The following is a 14,520-nucleotide window of genomic DNA, read 5'->3' on the forward strand; positions in this document are numbered from 1 at the left end:
TCGCCAGTCAGACGGCACCGCCCGCTACCCACAGTGGTGGGCCCTGCGCCGCATCAGTATTTCAATAAAGACAGTCGGTGGCCGAACCCCCCACCCGCCGAGCCCGCCCGATGACGATCCATCCCTCCCGCCGTTCCGTCCTGGCGCTGGGCGCCGCCGGCCTCGCCACGCTCACCGCTCCGGCATGGGCGCAGGACTTCGCGCCAGGGCTGCTCTACGCGGTGGGGCAAAAGTTCGACAAGAGCTTCAACGAGGGTGCCTTCACCGGGGCGGAGCGGTTCAAGGAGGCCACCGGGGTCGCCTACCGCGACTATCTGCCGGCCAGCACGGCGCAGTTCGAGCAGGCGGTGGCCGCCCTGCTGCGCCGCGGCGTGACCGACCTCGCGCTGATCGGCTTCTACTACGCCGCGCCGCTGGCCAGCCTCGCGCCGAAGCATCCCGCCGTCCGCTTCACCCTGGTCGATGCGGTGGTGGAGGCGCCAAACGTCCAGTCCGTGACCTTCAAGGAGCAGGAGGGGTCCTTCCTCGTCGGCATGCTGGCGGCCATGGCCTCGCGGACGGGAACCGTCGGCTTCATCGGGGCGCTGGACATCCCGCTGATCCGCAAATTCATCGCCGGCTTCCAGCAGGGCGCCCGCCACGCCCGCCCGGACATCGGCCTGCTGGTCAATTTCGTCGGCACCACCCCCGCCGCCTTCAACGACCCGACCACCGGGGCCGAGGTGGCGAAGGCCCAGTTCCAGCGCGGCGCCGATGTGGTGTTCGCCGGGGCCGGCGTGTCCAACTTCGGCATTTTCGCAGCGGCCAAGGATGGCGGGCGCCTCGCCATCGGGGTGGACAGCAACCAGAACCACCTCTACCCCGGCACCATCCTGACCTCGATGCTGAAACGGGTGGATCTGGCGGTGGAGCGCGCCTTCGGGGAAGGCCGCAGCGGCGCCTGGACTCCCGGTTCGCGCGCCCTGGGGCTGGCCGAGCGCGGCGTCGATTACGCGCTGGACGACAACAACCGCGCGCTGGTCACCCCCGCCATCAAGGACCGGCTGGAGGAGGCGCGCGAGGGCATCATCCGGGGCCGCATCCGGGTGGCGGACGCCTCGTAACCACCCTCAAGCGTATTGCGGTTCGACCCCGACGGCGAAGCTCAGGTCGGCACCGCGCAGAGTCTCCGTGGTGGCGCGGATGCGCGTCAGGTCGGTGCCGTGGAGGATCGCGCGGGCGAGGCTGGTGTCGCGCAGATCGGCGCCGGTCAGGCTGGCCTCGGCGAGGTTGGTCGGCCACAGGCGGCTGCCGTCCCCGGCGAGGTCCACCGGACGCAGCCGCGCCCGCCACAGCTTGGCCCCCGCCAGATTGGCACCGCGCAGGTTGCAGCCGGACAGGTCGGCGCTGGTGAAGTCCGCCTCGCGCAGGTCGCAGTAGGACAGATCCGCCATGACCAGCTTCGCCCCGGAGAAATCCGCCCCGCGCAGCCCGCAGAAGCGCATCACGCTGCCGGCCAAGAGCTGGTTGGCGAAGTTGTAACCGCGCAGGTCGACGCGCTGCATCTCCAGCCGCAGGCCGGCGGCGGCGTTGCGCTCGACCCAAAGCTGGTGGGCGGAAATGCTGTCGGCCATCCGCCCGGCGAGGCTGACCAGCCCGGTGCCGTCAACGTCGATGCCGCGCCGCTCCAGCGTCTGGCGCAACTCGTCGTCCAGCCGGGCGCCGCACAGCAGGGCGCCCTGCATCTCCACCCGCTCCATCACCGCGCCGATCAGATTGGCGCCGATCAGGATCGTTCCGGTCATGTCGCTGCCGGAAAAGGTCGCGCCGCAGAGATCGCAGCCGGAAAAGTCGCACTGCGCCAGACGCGCGTCGGACAGGATGGCGCGGGCCATCTTGGACCCGATGAAGGTGGTGCTGCCGTCGGCGTTGCCCGCCGGCTTGCGTTCTTCCGTCCCCAGCATCATGCCCTTGCGCAGGTCGGCGCCGCGCAGGTTGGCCTCCTCCATCAAGGCGCCCTCCACCCGCGCGCCGCGCAGGTCGGCACCCTCCAGCGACGCGCCGGTGAGGTCGGCCTTGGACAGATCAGCGCCGAACAGGTCGGTGCGCGACAGAACGGCCCCCGACAGACGGGCGCTGTTCAGGTTCGCCCCGCTGAGCTTGGCGCTGCTGAGGTTGATGCGGCGCAGCCCCAGGCCCGACAGGTTGTGGAAGCTGAGGTCGGCGCAGCGTCCCTTCATGCTGGGGTCGCGCGTCAGCCACTGCTGATGCTTGACCAGCGCGTTGCGGATCGCCCTCAGATACCGCTCTTCCACGTGCGACGTCTCCGCGCCGTCCAGCCGTTGCTGCCGGCATCGCACGCCGGTTGAACGATCGGGACCCTTGCCACGCAGGGATGCTACCAGAACCGTCGGGAAAAAGCGAAAGCCCTGATCCGGCGTCTCTCAGCGCAGCGTGTCGGCCAGCAACGCGCCGCGCGACGCCATCATGTACAGGCCCATATGGTGCGCCGGCTCCTGCGGATGGGCCGCCGTCTCCGGAAGGCCGAGGTCCCGCGCCGTCTCCGCCGGCAGGTCGTAGGTGGCGCAGCCCGGCTCGTAGACCACCACGTCCCTCAGCGTCGGCATCATGCCGTGGTTGCGCGCGGACAGCAGGGTCAGGACGAAATCCATCACGCACACGTCGGTGCAGATGCCGACCGTGACGACCGACACCAGCCGGTTGCCGTTCACCCAGTCCACCAGCCGGTTGCGCCCGGCCTTGCCATCCGCGCCCAGTTCGGTCGCGCCGATGAAGAAATTGATGCAGTCCTTGGCGATGAGGGTCGCCGACGGCTCCGACTCGAGCCAGGCCAGTTCGGACACCAACTCGTCATGGCCGGTGCCAATCAGACAGTGCGGGGGATAGGGCGGTTCCGGCTTGTCGGGGGCGTGGCGGTCCAGCGAGACGCAGATCGGCCAGCCCGCCCCGGCAAAGCGGCGGGCCAGACGGTCCGTCTCGGCGATCATGCGGTCGACCTGGGCGTTCGGTGCCGCCGGGGCGAGCGGACCGCAACCGACGGCGGCGAATCCCTTCACCTCGTCGATGACCACCAGCCCGGTGCCCCCGGCCGGCATCGCGTAATCGCCGAGCGCCACCGGAAAGGTGCGGCGGATGGTGTCCAGCGCCTCGTCGCTGCGAGTCATCAGGTCCAGCATGGGTCCTCCCTTCAAACGGTGGAGATGTCAGTCCTGTGACCAGGGGTGCGCAACATTTCAGGACTGTGTCCAAGCACTGCGACATTCTGGCCGAACGCTTGCGCATGGGTCCGAAAAGATCAATGGAATTCAGCCCGATCGACCGTTTGTTGCAACCGCGCGACATATTCCTGTCTGCATCCGGCGCACCGTGCGACGGAATACCGCGGTGCCAAGCCGTGAAACCCGGTCCTCAATGAAGACAACACCAAGCTTCCGCCGCAACCATAAGGTACACCAATGGTTCTATCGGCCGAGTTCCTGGGCATGCTTCTGCTGGTCACCAGCGCCGCGGCGCTCGGCCTGTCCATCGTCATCGACGTCGGGCAGATCACGTCGGAGAAGGCGCGCCAGACCATGATGATGCGCCAGCACGACCGGAAGAAGACGGCGCTGGGCGAATGGACCCGCAAGCTGGAGCAGCGGCGGGAGGAAATGACCGCCTTCCAGGCCCGCACCACCGAATGCAACGGGCGACGGCAGAAGGCGCTGTCGGAGATCAGGGCGCTGGAACTGACCAAGGTGGAGTTCGTCCATGAGCTGGGCGACGGTGAGGAGGCCGGTTGTTTCTGGGCCCGGCTTACCGTTCAGGACGAGTTCCCCGCCATCGAACGGCGCGACGTGATCTTCGCCCGCCAGATCTGGAGCTACCCCAACGTCGCCCATGTCTGGACCTATTCCGTCGAGCAGGCGGCGGCGATGGCGCGCGTCTCCTTCACCGTGAAGAACGGCGTCCTGCCGACCCTGGTCGTCCCGCTCGCCCAGGCGCCCGACACCGACGCGGAAGGAGCGGCGGCATGACCGGCATGATGCTCTATCTCAGCCTTGGGCTGATGGTGCTGACGGTGCTGTCAAACCGCTATTGGCGGCGGCAGTTGGAAGGCTTGCGGCAGGCCCAGCTGCGCATCCGCGAGAAGATGGAGGAGGTTGGGAAGGACGTGGAGGACATCGCCGCCGCCTATTCCCAGGTCGCCCAGAAGCACGCCGAGGCCGAGAAACGCGCCTTGAAGGCCGAACAGGACATGCAGGCCGCCCTGAACGAGCTGGAGGCGAGGCAGGCGGCGCCGATCGTGCGCTATCACGTGTTCGACCGCTCCGAGCCCCGTCCAGGCCGGTTCTGGGAAGCCGCGGTGCGTCACCTGCCGAGCGAAGCCACCGTCATGACCGGGCAACGCGGCTGGGTGGGCATCCGCCGCTGTCTTCTGACCGCCGAAACGGAGCGGGAGGTGCGCGAGCGCGTCAGCGCCCGCTACCCGCGCAAGGCCGGATTCCAGGTGTTGGAGGTGGTGCCCTGCCGAGTCGCCGGCCTGTCGGTGAACCGCATCCCCGAACTCAGCACCTTCCGCCGCTCCGCCCCGCCGGACGAAGCCGCGCGGCCTCCCCGCCGGGCCGCCGGCGGCCGCTGAAAGCATCCGGCCGACGGGAAAAGGGCGACGCCCCTCCCCGCAGGCCGGATGCATCATCCGTTTTCCGCCTCAGCAGTATTTGCGCAGCATGTCGCGGACCTTGTCGGCCATGTCCGGACGCCGCAGCGCGTGGGCCAGCGTCGCCTCGATGAAGCCGACCTTGTCGCCGCAGTCGTAGCGGGTGCCTTCGAAGCGCAGGCCATGGAAGGGCTGCGTGCCGATCAGCTTGGCCATGGCGTCGGTCAGCTGGATCTCGTTGCCGGCGCCGCGCTGTTGCTTCTCCAGATGATCGAACACCTCCGGCTGCAGGATGTAGCGGCCGATGATCGACAGGGTGGAGGGCGCCTCTTCCGGCTTCGGCTTCTCGACGAGGCCGCGGACGGTGGCCAGACGGCCGTCGTCCTTCTCGACGTCGAGGATGCCGTAGCTGCTGGTCCGCTCACGCGGGACGTCCACGACGGCGACGACGTTGCCGCCCACCTCGTTGTAGGCGTCGACCATCTGCTTCAGGCAGGGGGTGTCGCCCTGGACGAAGTCGTCGGGCAGGACGATGGCGAAGGGGTCGTTGCCGATCACCGCCCGCGCGCACCACACCGCATGGCCCAGGCCCAGCGGGACCTGCTGGCGCGTGTAGAAGCAGCGGCCCGGGGCGATCTCGCTGTCGCGCACCACCTCGAGGGCGTCCAGCTTGCCGCGCTCCTCAAGGGTGCGGTTCAGTTCCGTGTCGGCGTCGAAATGGTCTTCGATGGCGCGTTTGCTGCGGCCCGTGACGAACACGAAATCCTCGATGCCGGCGGCCCGCGCCTCTTCCACGGCATGCTGAAGCAGAGGCCGGTCGACCAAAGGCAGCATTTCCTTCGGAATCGCCTTGGTGGCCGGCAGAAAGCGCGTACCGAGACCGGCGACGGGGAACACCACCTTGCGCACAGGCTTTCGCATTGGGGTTCTCTTGTGGTTGCTTGAGGAAATACTTCGAATATGGAGACGATTCGCAGGTTTGCAAAACGCTCGTCCAGCTTTCTGCCACAGGCGATTCGGTGACGCAACTCCCCTTCCGTAACCCGGCAAAAGGTTAGTTGCGCAGCAGCAAATCCTTCGCTTGGTTGATCTTGGCCGCCAAATAGGTGGACCCCCCATGATCTGGGTGCACTTTCATCATCAGCCGTCGGTGGGCGTCCTTTACCTGTTCGGGTGTGGCGCCGGGCGACAACCCCAAAATATCATAGGCCTCGTCGCGGGTCATAGAACCGCCGCCACGACCACCGCCACTGTCCTTCGAACCGGAATTGTTCGCGCTTCCAGCGGATTGATCTTCGGCGGTTTGCCAGCCGGGGTGGGAACGCTCCAGCCACGCTTCCAGGACGGAGGCCGATTGCGGATCGTCGCGTCGGCAATCGTCCAGCAGCGCCAGCAGTTGCCCCAGGGTCAGCGACTCCAGCGTCCGCCCGCGCCACGGCCCGTGCAGCACCTCCCCCGCCATCGCGCCGGTGTCGTGCTGCAGCGTCATCCGCAGATAGAGCGTCTCGATCTGTGAGGTCTGTCCGCTCCCCGCGGACCCGTAGGATGACGGACGAAAGGCGTCGCGCAACGTCCGCCACCGCGTCAGCAGCGGAAAGGCCAGCGCGCCCAGCATCATGGCGGTGCCCAGACGCCCGGTCAGGGTCAGGATGACGACCGTCACGGCCGCCAGCGCGATGCCGCCATAGCGCACCGCCGTGGCCAGCGTGCGCGGGTCCGCGGACACGAAGACGCGGGCCAGCATGGCGAGGCCGGCCACCAGCGCGATGCCCAGGAGAAAAAACCCAAACATCCCGCTCTGCCCCATCTCTAGCCTGGTCCTGCATTATGATGCATGGCTTTGGCCCCCGCGTCCCCCCTGACCGCTCCCGATCTGGCTGGTGAGCAGACGCACCGCGTCGCCCCGCCCGCGGCTGTAATGCTCCAAAGCCGCCCGGCCACCCGCCGCGTAGACGGCGACCGCGCTCAGCAGGTCCCGCAATTGCTGGGCGGACGAGCCGTCGAACGGGCAATAGGCCCCACCGCTCAGCCGCGCGATGGTCTGGAAGGCGCGCTTGGCGATCAGGTCCCCCCGCTCGTGGAAGATGAAGACCGGGACGCCCAACATCCCCAACTGGCCCGCCTGATGGGCGAGCTGATCGACATCCTCCTCCATGCAGTCGCCGACGAAGACCAGCGCGTTGACCTTGCGGTCCCGCGTCTGCTTGATGCAATGCCCCAGCACCCGCGCGATCTGGGTCTGGCCGGCCATGCAGGACACCGCGGTCATCCGCCGCAGCAGGTCCTGCGCGTTGCCGACCCAGGGGCTGGCCTGGCATTCGCGGAATCCGCGGTAATAGACGAGCTGGATGTCCAGGCCGCCCAGCGCGGAGGTCGCCTGGAACATCTCGCCCTGGATCTGACAGGCGCGGTCCCAGGTCGGCTCGCGGCTGGCCGTGGCGTCCATGGCGAACATCAGACGCCCGCGCGGCCCCCCCGTTGCCCGTGGAAGGGCCGCCACACGGCTCAGGAAGTCGTCCACCTCGGTCTGGGTGGACCGCTGCTGCGTCGGCAGATTGTCGCGTTCACCCATCGCCCGTATCCCTTCGCCACGGTGACTCGTCATTCCGTAAGATGGGCGGCGCGGCGGCATGGGTCCAGACTTGTCCACGGCGCCGCCCGTTGGGCAACAGGCCGTGCGCCGATCGGGTTCCGCGGTGCGAAACAGCCGGCGGGCTTGCCCCTCCCCCCGCGCCGTGCTTGGGTGGCGCCCATGAGCGACTCCGGTACCACCTTCACCCCCGCCACGCTGCGCGCCCGAATCCTGCACGAGGACGAGGACGTCTTCATCATCGACAAGCCCGCCGGGCTGGCCGTGCACAAGGCCGGGCGGATCACCGACCATCTCGACCTCTACCTGCCTTTCCTGGCCGAGGAGGACGGCACGCCGCCGCGGCTGGCCCATCGGCTGGACCGCGACACGGCGGGTTGCCTCGTGCTCGGCCGGTCGCTCTGGGCGTTGAAGCGGCTGGGCGACATGTTCGCCGCCGGCCATGTCGAGAAGACCTATTGGGCGGTCAGCGAGGGCATCCCGGAGGAGGCGGAGGGGGTGATCGACCTCCCCTTGCTGAAGCTGCTGATCCCCGGTGCCTGGAACATCGTGACGCACCCCACCGGCCAGCCCGCCGTCACCCAGTACCGGGTGCTGGGAACCGGCAACGGAAAAGCATGGCTGGAGCTGCGTCCGCGGACCGGGCGCACCCACCAGCTCCGCGTCCACAGCGCGGCCATCGGCTGCCCCCTGGTGGGAGAGCCCTATTACGGTCCGGTGCGCGTGCCGCCGGGCAACCTGCATCTGCTGGCGCGGTCGGTGACCTTCACCATGGCCTTCGACCGCGAACCCGTCACCGCGGCGGCGGCGCCTCCGCCGCACATGCGGGACGCGCTGGCCGCCTGCGGCTGGACGGAACAAAACGGGGCGTGAGGGTCAGCGCCCGACCTCGGTGACGCCGTCGGCCAGCCAGACCATCCGGCCAAGCTCCGCGTCGCCGCCGCGAAGGGCCTTGCCCTTGGCGACCACCGTCCGTCCGGTGTTGTCCTGGATCGGCCCGCGGAAGACGGCGGCGTTGCCGTTGGCGAGCTGCATCCGCGCCGCGTCGGCGTGGGCCCGCGCCTCCACCCCCACCGCCGGACCATAGGCGGTGTTGCGCACGAAGCCCTGGTCGAAGCCGCCCTGGCGCAGATGCTTCCACGGCTTGCCCGCGGCGATCAGCGCGACCGTCTCGGCATAGGCCTTTTCCCAGGCCCATTCGGCCCCGGTCAGGAAGCCCTGCGGCGCGAAGGCCGACAGGTCGGTGTGCAGGCCGCAGCACAGGATGCCGTGCGCCTCCGCCACCTCGCAAACCGGGCGCGCCCCGTCGAGCTGGGCGGCCAGCACGTCGGCCCCGCCCTCGGCCAGCGCGCGGGCGGCCTCGGCGACCTGCCGCGGCGTCGCCGTCTCGCCGACGAAGGCGACACGCAAGGCGGTGGCGGAATCCGCGCGCCGGGCGCCCAGCGCGAAGGCGTTCACGCAACGCAACACGTCCGGCGCGGGGTGGGAAGCGACGAGCCCGATCGTCTTCGCCCGGCTGGCGTAGCCGGCAACGAGGCCGGAGATGTGCTGCGCTTCCTCCAGATAGCCTTCGAAGAAGCCGGTGTTGATGGGCAGGCGGTCGCGGTCCAGCGGCGCGCCGGAAAACAGGAACACGGTGTCGCGGTGTGCGTCGGCCTGGGCCAGCAGCCCCGGCAGGGCGTCGCCCGCGGCGGTGACAATGACGATCCGGCAGCCCTGGGGACCAACCAGCTCCTCCGCCGTGGCGGCCAGCGTGCCGACGGCATGCTCCCGCTCCTCCAGCCGCAGGCCGGGCAGACCGGTCAGGGCATGGGCGGCCTCCGCATGGGCCTGATTGAAGCCGAAATCCGCGCGGTCGCCGCAGTAGAGGACGCCGACGCCCAAGCCGGGCGATCCAAGAGTGGAAGGTGCCGAGGGTGCCGATTGCCCCAACGCCTGGGGCGCCGTCAGAAGCATGGCCGCGGCCCCAAAGGCGCCCCCGAAAGCCCGGAGGACATCCCGGCGGTTATGGGTCGATGTCTTCATGCCCGCCTCCCGATGACGGGGGACTATAACCTCCGGAAGGCGGTCGAACCAAGCAATTCGCCTCAATTCCTGCTGCGGACCCCGCGTAAAGCCTCAAGCTTGCGGCTTTGGAAAGGAATTGACGCCCCTTTCGGCCACGCCAGCAGGTGACTGGAGCAGCGGCGGCAATCGCTGCTGCCGAAGCCGGGGACCGGCACCGGCAGACCGGAGAGCGCCGCGACCAGGGCGCATTCGTCACCGCCGGGAACGATCCAAACGCCGAGCATCCGGCCCGCCGCGGTCAGCCGGTCGATGTGCCAGCGCTCCGGCTTGTCCCGGCGGAAGTGGCGCCCGACCCGCGCCCGCAGGCCTCCCGGCCCCCGCGCGCTGCCGCAATAGAGGTAGCGGCCCGGCGCCAGCACACGCTCCGGCTTGCCGGGCAGGCAAAGCGTCAACTCCCGGTCCAGAGCAATCAGCAGCACATAGGCGCCGGGCTCGGGCGGCAGGGTATCGGGGCGGTCGTGGAATTGCGGATCGGGCGGCATGGCCGCGCCAGTCTAGCGCCACCACAGCGTCGAGGCAGCTGTGCTAATCGGACCTTTCGCCCCAGCGGCGCGCTCTGCTATCACGCCCGCATCATGTCCCTGCTCGACCCGCTGTTCCGCCAGCATCTCGACCGCCTCGACCGGCGCCACGCGCGCCGCCATCTGCTGCCCGTGCGCCCGGAGGGGGCGGGGCGCATCCGGCGCGGCGGGCGGACGCTGCTGAATTTCTCCAGCAACGACTATCTCGGCCTCGCCTCCCACCCCCGGCTGGTGGAGCGCGCCGGCGACTGGGCGCGGCGCTGGGGCGCGGGAGCGATGGCGTCGCGCCTCGTCTGCGGCACGCTGGAGCTTCACGCGGAGGTCGAGGCGAAGCTCGCCCGGCTGAAGGGGACGGAGGCGGCGCTTCTGTTCAATTCCGGCTGGCAGGCCAACACCGCGGTCCTGCCCGCCCTGTTCGACCGCGAGCTTCTGGGCGCGGAGGCCCTGGTCTTCACCGACCGGCTGAACCACGCCAGCCTGCACCATGGCTGCGCCGCCGCCGGGGTGCGGCAGATCCGCTTCCGCCACAACGACCTCGACCATCTGGAAACCCTGCTGGCCCAGCGCGCGGGGGAGCCGGGCGCGCGCTTCATCGTGACGGAAAGCGTCTTCAGCATGGACGGCGACCGCGCCGACGTGCCGGCGCTGGCCGCGCTGGCGGAGCGGCACGGCGCCTTCCTGTTCCTCGACGAGGCGCACGCGACCGGTGTGCTCGGCCCGCGCGGCATGGGGCTGGCGGCGCTGGGCGAGGGGCGCGTCGACCTCGCCATGGGCACCTTCAGCAAGGCGTTGGGCGGCTTCGGCGCCTATGTGGCGGGGTCGAGGGCGCTCTGCGACTATCTGGTGAACCGCTGCGGCGGGCTGATCTACGCCACCGCCCTGCCGCCCGCCGTGCTGGGGGCGATGGACGCGGCCCTCGACCTCGTGCCGGCGCTGGACGCCGAGCGCGACCGGCTCCAGGCCATGGCCGAGCGGCTGCGCGCCGCCTTCCACGGGCTGGGCATCGCCACGGCGGGGTCGAGCACGCAGATCGTCCCGGCCATCACCGGAGCGGAGGAGGACGCTCTTGCGCTCAGCCGGCGGCTGGAGGAGCGCGGCATCCTGGGCATCGCCATCCGCCCGCCGACCGTGCCGCCGGGCACCAGCCGCCTGCGCTTCGCCCTTTCCGCCGCCCACTCGGACGCCGATCTGGAGGCGCTGACGGACGCGGTGGCCGACGCCTGGACGCCGGCATGACCGCGCCGCTGCTCGTCTTCGTCCATGGCTGGGGATTCGGCCCCGGCGTCTGGGACGGTGTGCGGGAGGCCCTTCCGGAGGGGGAGAGCGTGGCGGTGGATCTCGGCTTCTACGGCCCACCGTCGATTCCTGAGCTTCCCGCCAAGCGCCCCATCGTCGCGGTCGGCCATTCCTTCGGGGCGCTGTGGCTGCTGCATGAGCGACCCTTCGCCTGGGACGGGCTGGTGCTGGTCAACGGCTTTCCCCGCTTCACCGAGGGCGACGGCTTCGCCCCCGCCACGCCGCGCCGGCTGCTGGACCGCATGATCGCCCGCTTCCACACCGCGCCGGAGGCGGTGACCGCCGACTTCCTGCGCCGCTGCGGCTGCGAGGTCCCGCCGCCCGAAGGGCTGAATGCGGCCCGGCTGGGCGAGGCGCTGCGGGCGTTGAGCGACTGGGACGCCCGCGCTGCGCTCACCAGCCCGGCGCTGGCCCTGGCGGGGGTGCAGGACTCCATCGTCCCGCCGGACATGACCGAACAGGCGTTGGCCGGAATTGACATCGCGTGGCACCCGGATGGCGGGCACCTGCTTCCGCTGACCGCGCCGGGCTGGTGCGCGGAGCGGATCGCCGCCTTCGCCGCCGGACTGACGGCATGACCGCCGACCCGCGCAAGGCCGCCATCGCCGCCGCCTTCGGCAAGGCCGCCCCCCGCTACGAGGCGCACGCCGCCGTGCAGCGCATCGCGGCGGAGCGTCTGGCGAAGCGCGTCGCCCGCCTGCCCTTGCCGCCCCGCCCCCGCGTGCTGGAGATCGGCTGCGGCACCGGCTTCCTCAGCCGCGCCCTGCGCGAGCGGATCGGGCCGGCGGACTGGCTGCTCACCGACCTGTCGCCGGACATGCTGGCGCGTTGCCGCGCCGCGCTGGGCGACCCGACCGACTCCGCCTTCCGGACTCTGGACGGGGAACAGCCGGACCTCGACGGTCCCTTCGACCTCATCGTCTCCAGCCTCGCCCTGCAATGGTTCCGCGATCCCGCCGCCGCGCTGGCGCGCTGGGCGGGGCTGCTGGCGCCGGGCGGGCGCATCGCCGTCGCCACGCTCGCCGCCGACAGCTTCCGTGAATGGCGGGAGGCCCACCACGCGCTGGGGCTGGAGGCCGGAGTGCCCATCTACCCCACCCGCCACACCCTCGACCGGCTGTGGCCCGCCGGGGGCAGCGGATCGGTGGAGGAGGAGCGGCTGCTCCGCCATCACACCGACGGGCTGGAGTTCCTGGCCGAACTGAAGGGCATCGGCGCCCATCTGCCGGCGGAGGGCCGCCGCCCCCTGCCGCCGGGCGCCCTGCGCCGCGTGCTGCGCCGGCTGGAGCGGCCGGAAGGAGTGACCATGACCCACCACATCGCCTACGGCCTGTTCCGCAAGGACGGCGCCCAGCCCCGCGGGGTGTTCGTCACCGGCACCGACACGGGCGTCGGCAAGACGCTGGTCTCCGCGTGCCTCGCGCGGGCCTGGGACGCCGCCTATTGGAAGCCGCTGCAAACCGGCCTGAAGGACGAGCCGGGCGACACCCCCACCGTGACCGCCCTCGCCGCCCTGCCTGCGGAACGCGTGCATCCGCCCGCCTGCGCGCTGGCCGAGCCGCTGTCCCCCCACGCCGCGGCGGAGCTGGAGGGCGTCGCCATCGACCCCGGCGCCCTGGCCCTGCCCGACACCGACCGTCCGCTGGTGGTGGAGGGGGCCGGCGGGCTGATGGTGCCGGTGACGGAGGACGTCTTCATCATCGACCTGATCGCCCGCTTCGGCCTGCCGGTGGTGCTGGTGGCGCGCAGCACGCTCGGCACCATCAACCACACGCTGCTCAGCCTGGAGGCGCTGCGGGCGCGTGGGCTGGCGGTGGCCGGGGTGGTGCTGAACGGCCCGCCCAACCCCGGCAACCGCGCCGCCATCGAGCGATTCGGCAAGGTCCGCGTCCTGGCCGAGATTCCCACCCTGCCCCGGCTCGACGCCGAAACCGTCGCCGAGGCGGCGGCGCTCATCCCTTCCTTCGACAGCGTGTTTCCATGACCGACACCATCGCCCTGGACCGCCGCCACGTCTGGCACCCCTTCACCCAGGCGCAGACCGCGCCGGAGCCGCTGGCCGTGACCCACGGCAAAGGCGTGAGCCTGTTCACCGAGGACGGGCGGGAAATCCTGGACCTCATCTCCTCCTGGTGGGTCAACCTGCACGGCCACGCCCACCCGGCCATCGCCGGGGCCATCGCGGAGCAGGCGCACCGGCTGGAGCAGGTGATCTTCGCCGACTTCACCCACAGCCCCGCCGCCCGCCTCGCCGCCCGTCTGGCGGAGGTGCTGCCGGGCGACCTCGACCGCGTCTTCTACTCCGACAACGGCTCGACCGCGGTGGAGGTGGCGCTGAAGCTCGCTTGGCAGTTCTGGCGCAACAAGGGCGAAGGGCAGCGCCGCCGCTTCCTCGCCTTCGAGGGCAGCTACCACGGCGACACCTTCGGCGCCATGGCGGCGGGGGTCGGCTCCGGCTTCTACGAGCCGTTCCACGAGTTGCTCTTCGCCGTGGACCGCATGCCCTACCCCGCCACCTGGGACGCCGACCCGGAGGTCGAGGCCAAGGAGGCCGCGGCGCTGGACTGGCTCGACCGCTGGCTGGCCGCCAACGGGGCGGAACTGGTCGCCGTCATCATCGACCCGCTGGTCAAGGGCGCCGCCGGGATGCGTTTCTGCCGTCCGGAGTTCCTGCGGGCCATGGCGGCGCGGGTGCGGGCGGCCGGCGGTCTGGTGATCTTCGACGAGGTGATGACCGGCTTCGGCCGCACCGGTACCCTGTTCGCCAGCCATAAGGCCGGAGTCGCCCCGGACCTGATCTGCCTGTCCAAGGGCCTGACCGGTGGTTTCCTGCCGCTGTCGGTCACCGCCTGCGGCGCTTCGATCTACGAGGCGTTCCTCGGCGCCGGCTTCGATCGCGCCTTCGCCCACGGCCACAGCTTCACCGCCAACCCGCTGGGCTGCGCCGCGGCCCTGGCCTCGCTCGACCTGACCAGGTCGGCGGAGACCGCCGCCAATCTCGCGCGCATCGAGGCGCGACACCGCGCCGCCATCGCCGAGCTGTCCAGCCACCCCAAGCTGTCGCGCGGGCGCGTCCTTGGCACCATCGCCGCCATCGAGGTGACCGACGCGCAGGGCTACACCGCCGCGGTCGGGCAGACGCTGAAGCGCTTCTTCCTGGAGCGGGGATTGCTGCTGCGCCCGCTCGGCCCCGTGATATACCTGCTGCCGCCCTACTGCGTGACGGACGGGCAGCTGGACCGCGCCTACGCCGCGATCCGCGACGCCGCCGATACCCTTCTCTGATTCGTTTTTTCCCGAGGACCGACCATGCCCGACACCGCCATGCAGACCGCGGATTCCACTGCCGCCGCCTCCACCACCGCCCGGCGCTGGACCCGCGAGGACATCCTGGCCCTGTTCGAGCT

The 14,520-nt window shown here is 70.5% G+C and carries 15 protein-coding genes; 8 read left to right on the forward strand and 7 right to left on the reverse strand.

Going from position 1 to position 14,520, the window contains the following annotated elements:
- The first annotated feature begins 110 nt into the window (after positions 1 to 110).
- The gene (locus GBZ26_RS17990) at positions 111 to 1,103 is read left to right on the forward strand and encodes a BMP family lipoprotein (protein WP_174440013.1); all 993 of its coding nucleotides are present in this window, start codon (positions 111 to 113) and stop codon (positions 1,101 to 1,103) included.
- A 6-nt stretch (positions 1,104 to 1,109) separates the two neighbouring features.
- On the opposite strand, the gene GBZ26_RS17995 is transcribed toward GBZ26_RS17990, so the two are convergent.
- Positions 1,110 to 2,294, reverse strand: a complete 1,185-nt coding sequence (locus GBZ26_RS17995; protein ID WP_174440014.1) for a pentapeptide repeat-containing protein — start codon at positions 2,292 to 2,294, stop codon at positions 1,110 to 1,112.
- Between the two features lie 129 nt (positions 2,295 to 2,423).
- Positions 2,424 to 3,176 (reverse strand): isochorismatase family protein, encoded by a 753-nt coding sequence (locus GBZ26_RS18000; protein WP_174440015.1) that lies wholly within the window; start codon positions 3,174 to 3,176, stop codon positions 2,424 to 2,426.
- 279 nt (positions 3,177 to 3,455) lie between these two features.
- Here GBZ26_RS18000 and GBZ26_RS18005 point away from each other — a divergent pair, with 279 nt between their 5' ends.
- Together GBZ26_RS18005 and GBZ26_RS18010 are read left to right on the forward strand one after the other, a co-directional pair.
- Entirely contained in the window at positions 3,456 to 4,016 is a 561-nt protein-coding gene (locus GBZ26_RS18005) for a hypothetical protein (RefSeq protein WP_174440016.1), read from the forward strand.
- Positions 4,013 to 4,621 carry a hypothetical protein gene (locus GBZ26_RS18010; protein ID WP_174440017.1) on the forward strand — a complete coding sequence of 203 codons (609 nt, stop codon included), beginning with the start codon at positions 4,013 to 4,015 and terminating at the stop codon, positions 4,619 to 4,621. The genes GBZ26_RS18005 and GBZ26_RS18010 overlap by 4 nt, the downstream gene beginning before the upstream one ends.
- Positions 4,622 to 4,690: 69 nt before the next feature.
- Here the strand turns inward: GBZ26_RS18010 and galU are convergent, their stop codons facing one another.
- The 3 genes from galU to GBZ26_RS18025 all read right to left on the reverse strand — a co-directional run bounded on the left by galU (position 4,691) and on the right by GBZ26_RS18025 (position 7,211).
- The gene (galU, locus tag GBZ26_RS18015) at positions 4,691 to 5,560 is read right to left on the reverse strand and encodes a UTP--glucose-1-phosphate uridylyltransferase GalU (protein ID WP_035680877.1); all 870 of its coding nucleotides are present in this window, start codon (positions 5,558 to 5,560) and stop codon (positions 4,691 to 4,693) included.
- 133 nt (positions 5,561 to 5,693) lie between these two features.
- Complete coding sequence (locus tag GBZ26_RS30345) at positions 5,694 to 6,431, reverse strand: DnaJ domain-containing protein (protein WP_174440018.1); 738 nt, start codon at positions 6,429 to 6,431, stop codon at positions 5,694 to 5,696.
- Positions 6,432 to 6,464: 33 nt separating this feature from the next.
- Entirely contained in the window at positions 6,465 to 7,211 is a 747-nt protein-coding gene (locus tag GBZ26_RS18025; protein ID WP_174440019.1) for a VWA domain-containing protein, read from the reverse strand.
- 180 nt (positions 7,212 to 7,391) lie between these two features.
- Here GBZ26_RS18025 and GBZ26_RS18030 point away from each other — a divergent pair, with 180 nt between their 5' ends.
- On the forward strand, positions 7,392 to 8,102 hold the full coding sequence (locus GBZ26_RS18030) for an RluA family pseudouridine synthase (RefSeq protein ID WP_174440020.1): 711 nt from the start codon (positions 7,392 to 7,394) through the stop codon (positions 8,100 to 8,102).
- A 3-nt stretch (positions 8,103 to 8,105) separates the two neighbouring features.
- Here the strand turns inward: GBZ26_RS18030 and GBZ26_RS18035 are convergent, their stop codons facing one another.
- Together GBZ26_RS18035 and GBZ26_RS18040 are read right to left on the reverse strand one after the other, a co-directional pair.
- Positions 8,106 to 9,113, reverse strand: a complete 1,008-nt coding sequence (locus GBZ26_RS18035) for a BMP family ABC transporter substrate-binding protein (protein ID WP_246654138.1) — start codon at positions 9,111 to 9,113, stop codon at positions 8,106 to 8,108.
- Positions 9,114 to 9,316: 203 nt separating this feature from the next.
- Positions 9,317 to 9,778: a GIY-YIG nuclease family protein gene (locus tag GBZ26_RS18040; RefSeq protein ID WP_174440022.1), complete on the reverse strand. Its 462-nt coding sequence runs from the start codon at positions 9,776 to 9,778 to the stop codon at positions 9,317 to 9,319.
- 93 nt (positions 9,779 to 9,871) lie between these two features.
- Between GBZ26_RS18040 and bioF the strand changes: the two genes are divergently transcribed.
- From bioF to bioA, 4 genes are read left to right on the forward strand one after another with little or no spacing between them, the layout of a single operon-like run.
- A complete protein-coding gene (gene bioF, locus GBZ26_RS18045; RefSeq protein ID WP_174440023.1) occupies positions 9,872 to 11,053 on the forward strand; it encodes an 8-amino-7-oxononanoate synthase in 1,182 nt (393 codons plus the stop codon).
- The gene (locus tag GBZ26_RS18050) at positions 11,050 to 11,691 is read left to right on the forward strand and encodes an alpha/beta fold hydrolase (RefSeq protein WP_174440024.1); all 642 of its coding nucleotides are present in this window, start codon (positions 11,050 to 11,052) and stop codon (positions 11,689 to 11,691) included. The genes bioF and GBZ26_RS18050 overlap by 4 nt, the downstream gene beginning before the upstream one ends.
- Positions 11,688 to 13,097 carry a dethiobiotin synthase gene (gene bioD, locus GBZ26_RS18055; RefSeq protein WP_174440025.1) on the forward strand — a complete coding sequence of 470 codons (1,410 nt, stop codon included), beginning with the start codon at positions 11,688 to 11,690 and terminating at the stop codon, positions 13,095 to 13,097. The genes GBZ26_RS18050 and bioD overlap by 4 nt, the downstream gene beginning before the upstream one ends.
- Positions 13,094 to 14,398, forward strand: coding sequence for an adenosylmethionine--8-amino-7-oxononanoate transaminase (gene bioA, locus GBZ26_RS18060; protein WP_174440026.1), 1,305 nt, complete (start codon positions 13,094 to 13,096; stop codon positions 14,396 to 14,398). The genes bioD and bioA overlap by 4 nt, the downstream gene beginning before the upstream one ends.
- The last annotated feature ends 122 nt before the right edge of the window (positions 14,399 to 14,520 follow it).

Origin of the sequence: Azospirillum formosense (assembly GCF_013340925.1) — a bacterium.
GTDB lineage: Bacteria > Pseudomonadota > Alphaproteobacteria > Azospirillales > Azospirillaceae > Azospirillum > Azospirillum formosense.

What these genes read in the sequence shown, in the direction of transcription:
- GBZ26_RS17990 (WP_174440013.1), top strand. Translation starts at nt 111, where the DNA reads ATGACGATCCATCCCTCCCGCCGTTCCGTCCTGGCGCTGGGCGCCGCC.
- GBZ26_RS18000 (WP_174440015.1), bottom strand. Translation starts at nt 3,176, where the DNA reads ATGCTGGACCTGATGACTCGCAGCGACGAGGCGCTGGACACCATCCGC.
- GBZ26_RS18005 (WP_174440016.1), top strand. Translation starts at nt 3,456, where the DNA reads ATGGTTCTATCGGCCGAGTTCCTGGGCATGCTTCTGCTGGTCACCAGC.
- GBZ26_RS18010 (WP_174440017.1), top strand. Translation starts at nt 4,013, where the DNA reads ATGACCGGCATGATGCTCTATCTCAGCCTTGGGCTGATGGTGCTGACG.
- galU (WP_035680877.1), bottom strand. Translation starts at nt 5,560, where the DNA reads ATGCGAAAGCCTGTGCGCAAGGTGGTGTTCCCCGTCGCCGGTCTCGGT.
- GBZ26_RS30345 (WP_174440018.1), bottom strand. Translation starts at nt 6,431, where the DNA reads ATGTTTGGGTTTTTTCTCCTGGGCATCGCGCTGGTGGCCGGCCTCGCC.
- GBZ26_RS18025 (WP_174440019.1), bottom strand. Translation starts at nt 7,211, where the DNA reads ATGGGTGAACGCGACAATCTGCCGACGCAGCAGCGGTCCACCCAGACC.
- GBZ26_RS18030 (WP_174440020.1), top strand. Translation starts at nt 7,392, where the DNA reads ATGAGCGACTCCGGTACCACCTTCACCCCCGCCACGCTGCGCGCCCGA.
- GBZ26_RS18040 (WP_174440022.1), bottom strand. Translation starts at nt 9,778, where the DNA reads ATGCCGCCCGATCCGCAATTCCACGACCGCCCCGATACCCTGCCGCCC.
- bioF (WP_174440023.1), top strand. Translation starts at nt 9,872, where the DNA reads ATGTCCCTGCTCGACCCGCTGTTCCGCCAGCATCTCGACCGCCTCGAC.
- GBZ26_RS18050 (WP_174440024.1), top strand. Translation starts at nt 11,050, where the DNA reads ATGACCGCGCCGCTGCTCGTCTTCGTCCATGGCTGGGGATTCGGCCCC.
- bioD (WP_174440025.1), top strand. Translation starts at nt 11,688, where the DNA reads ATGACCGCCGACCCGCGCAAGGCCGCCATCGCCGCCGCCTTCGGCAAG.
- bioA (WP_174440026.1), top strand. Translation starts at nt 13,094, where the DNA reads ATGACCGACACCATCGCCCTGGACCGCCGCCACGTCTGGCACCCCTTC.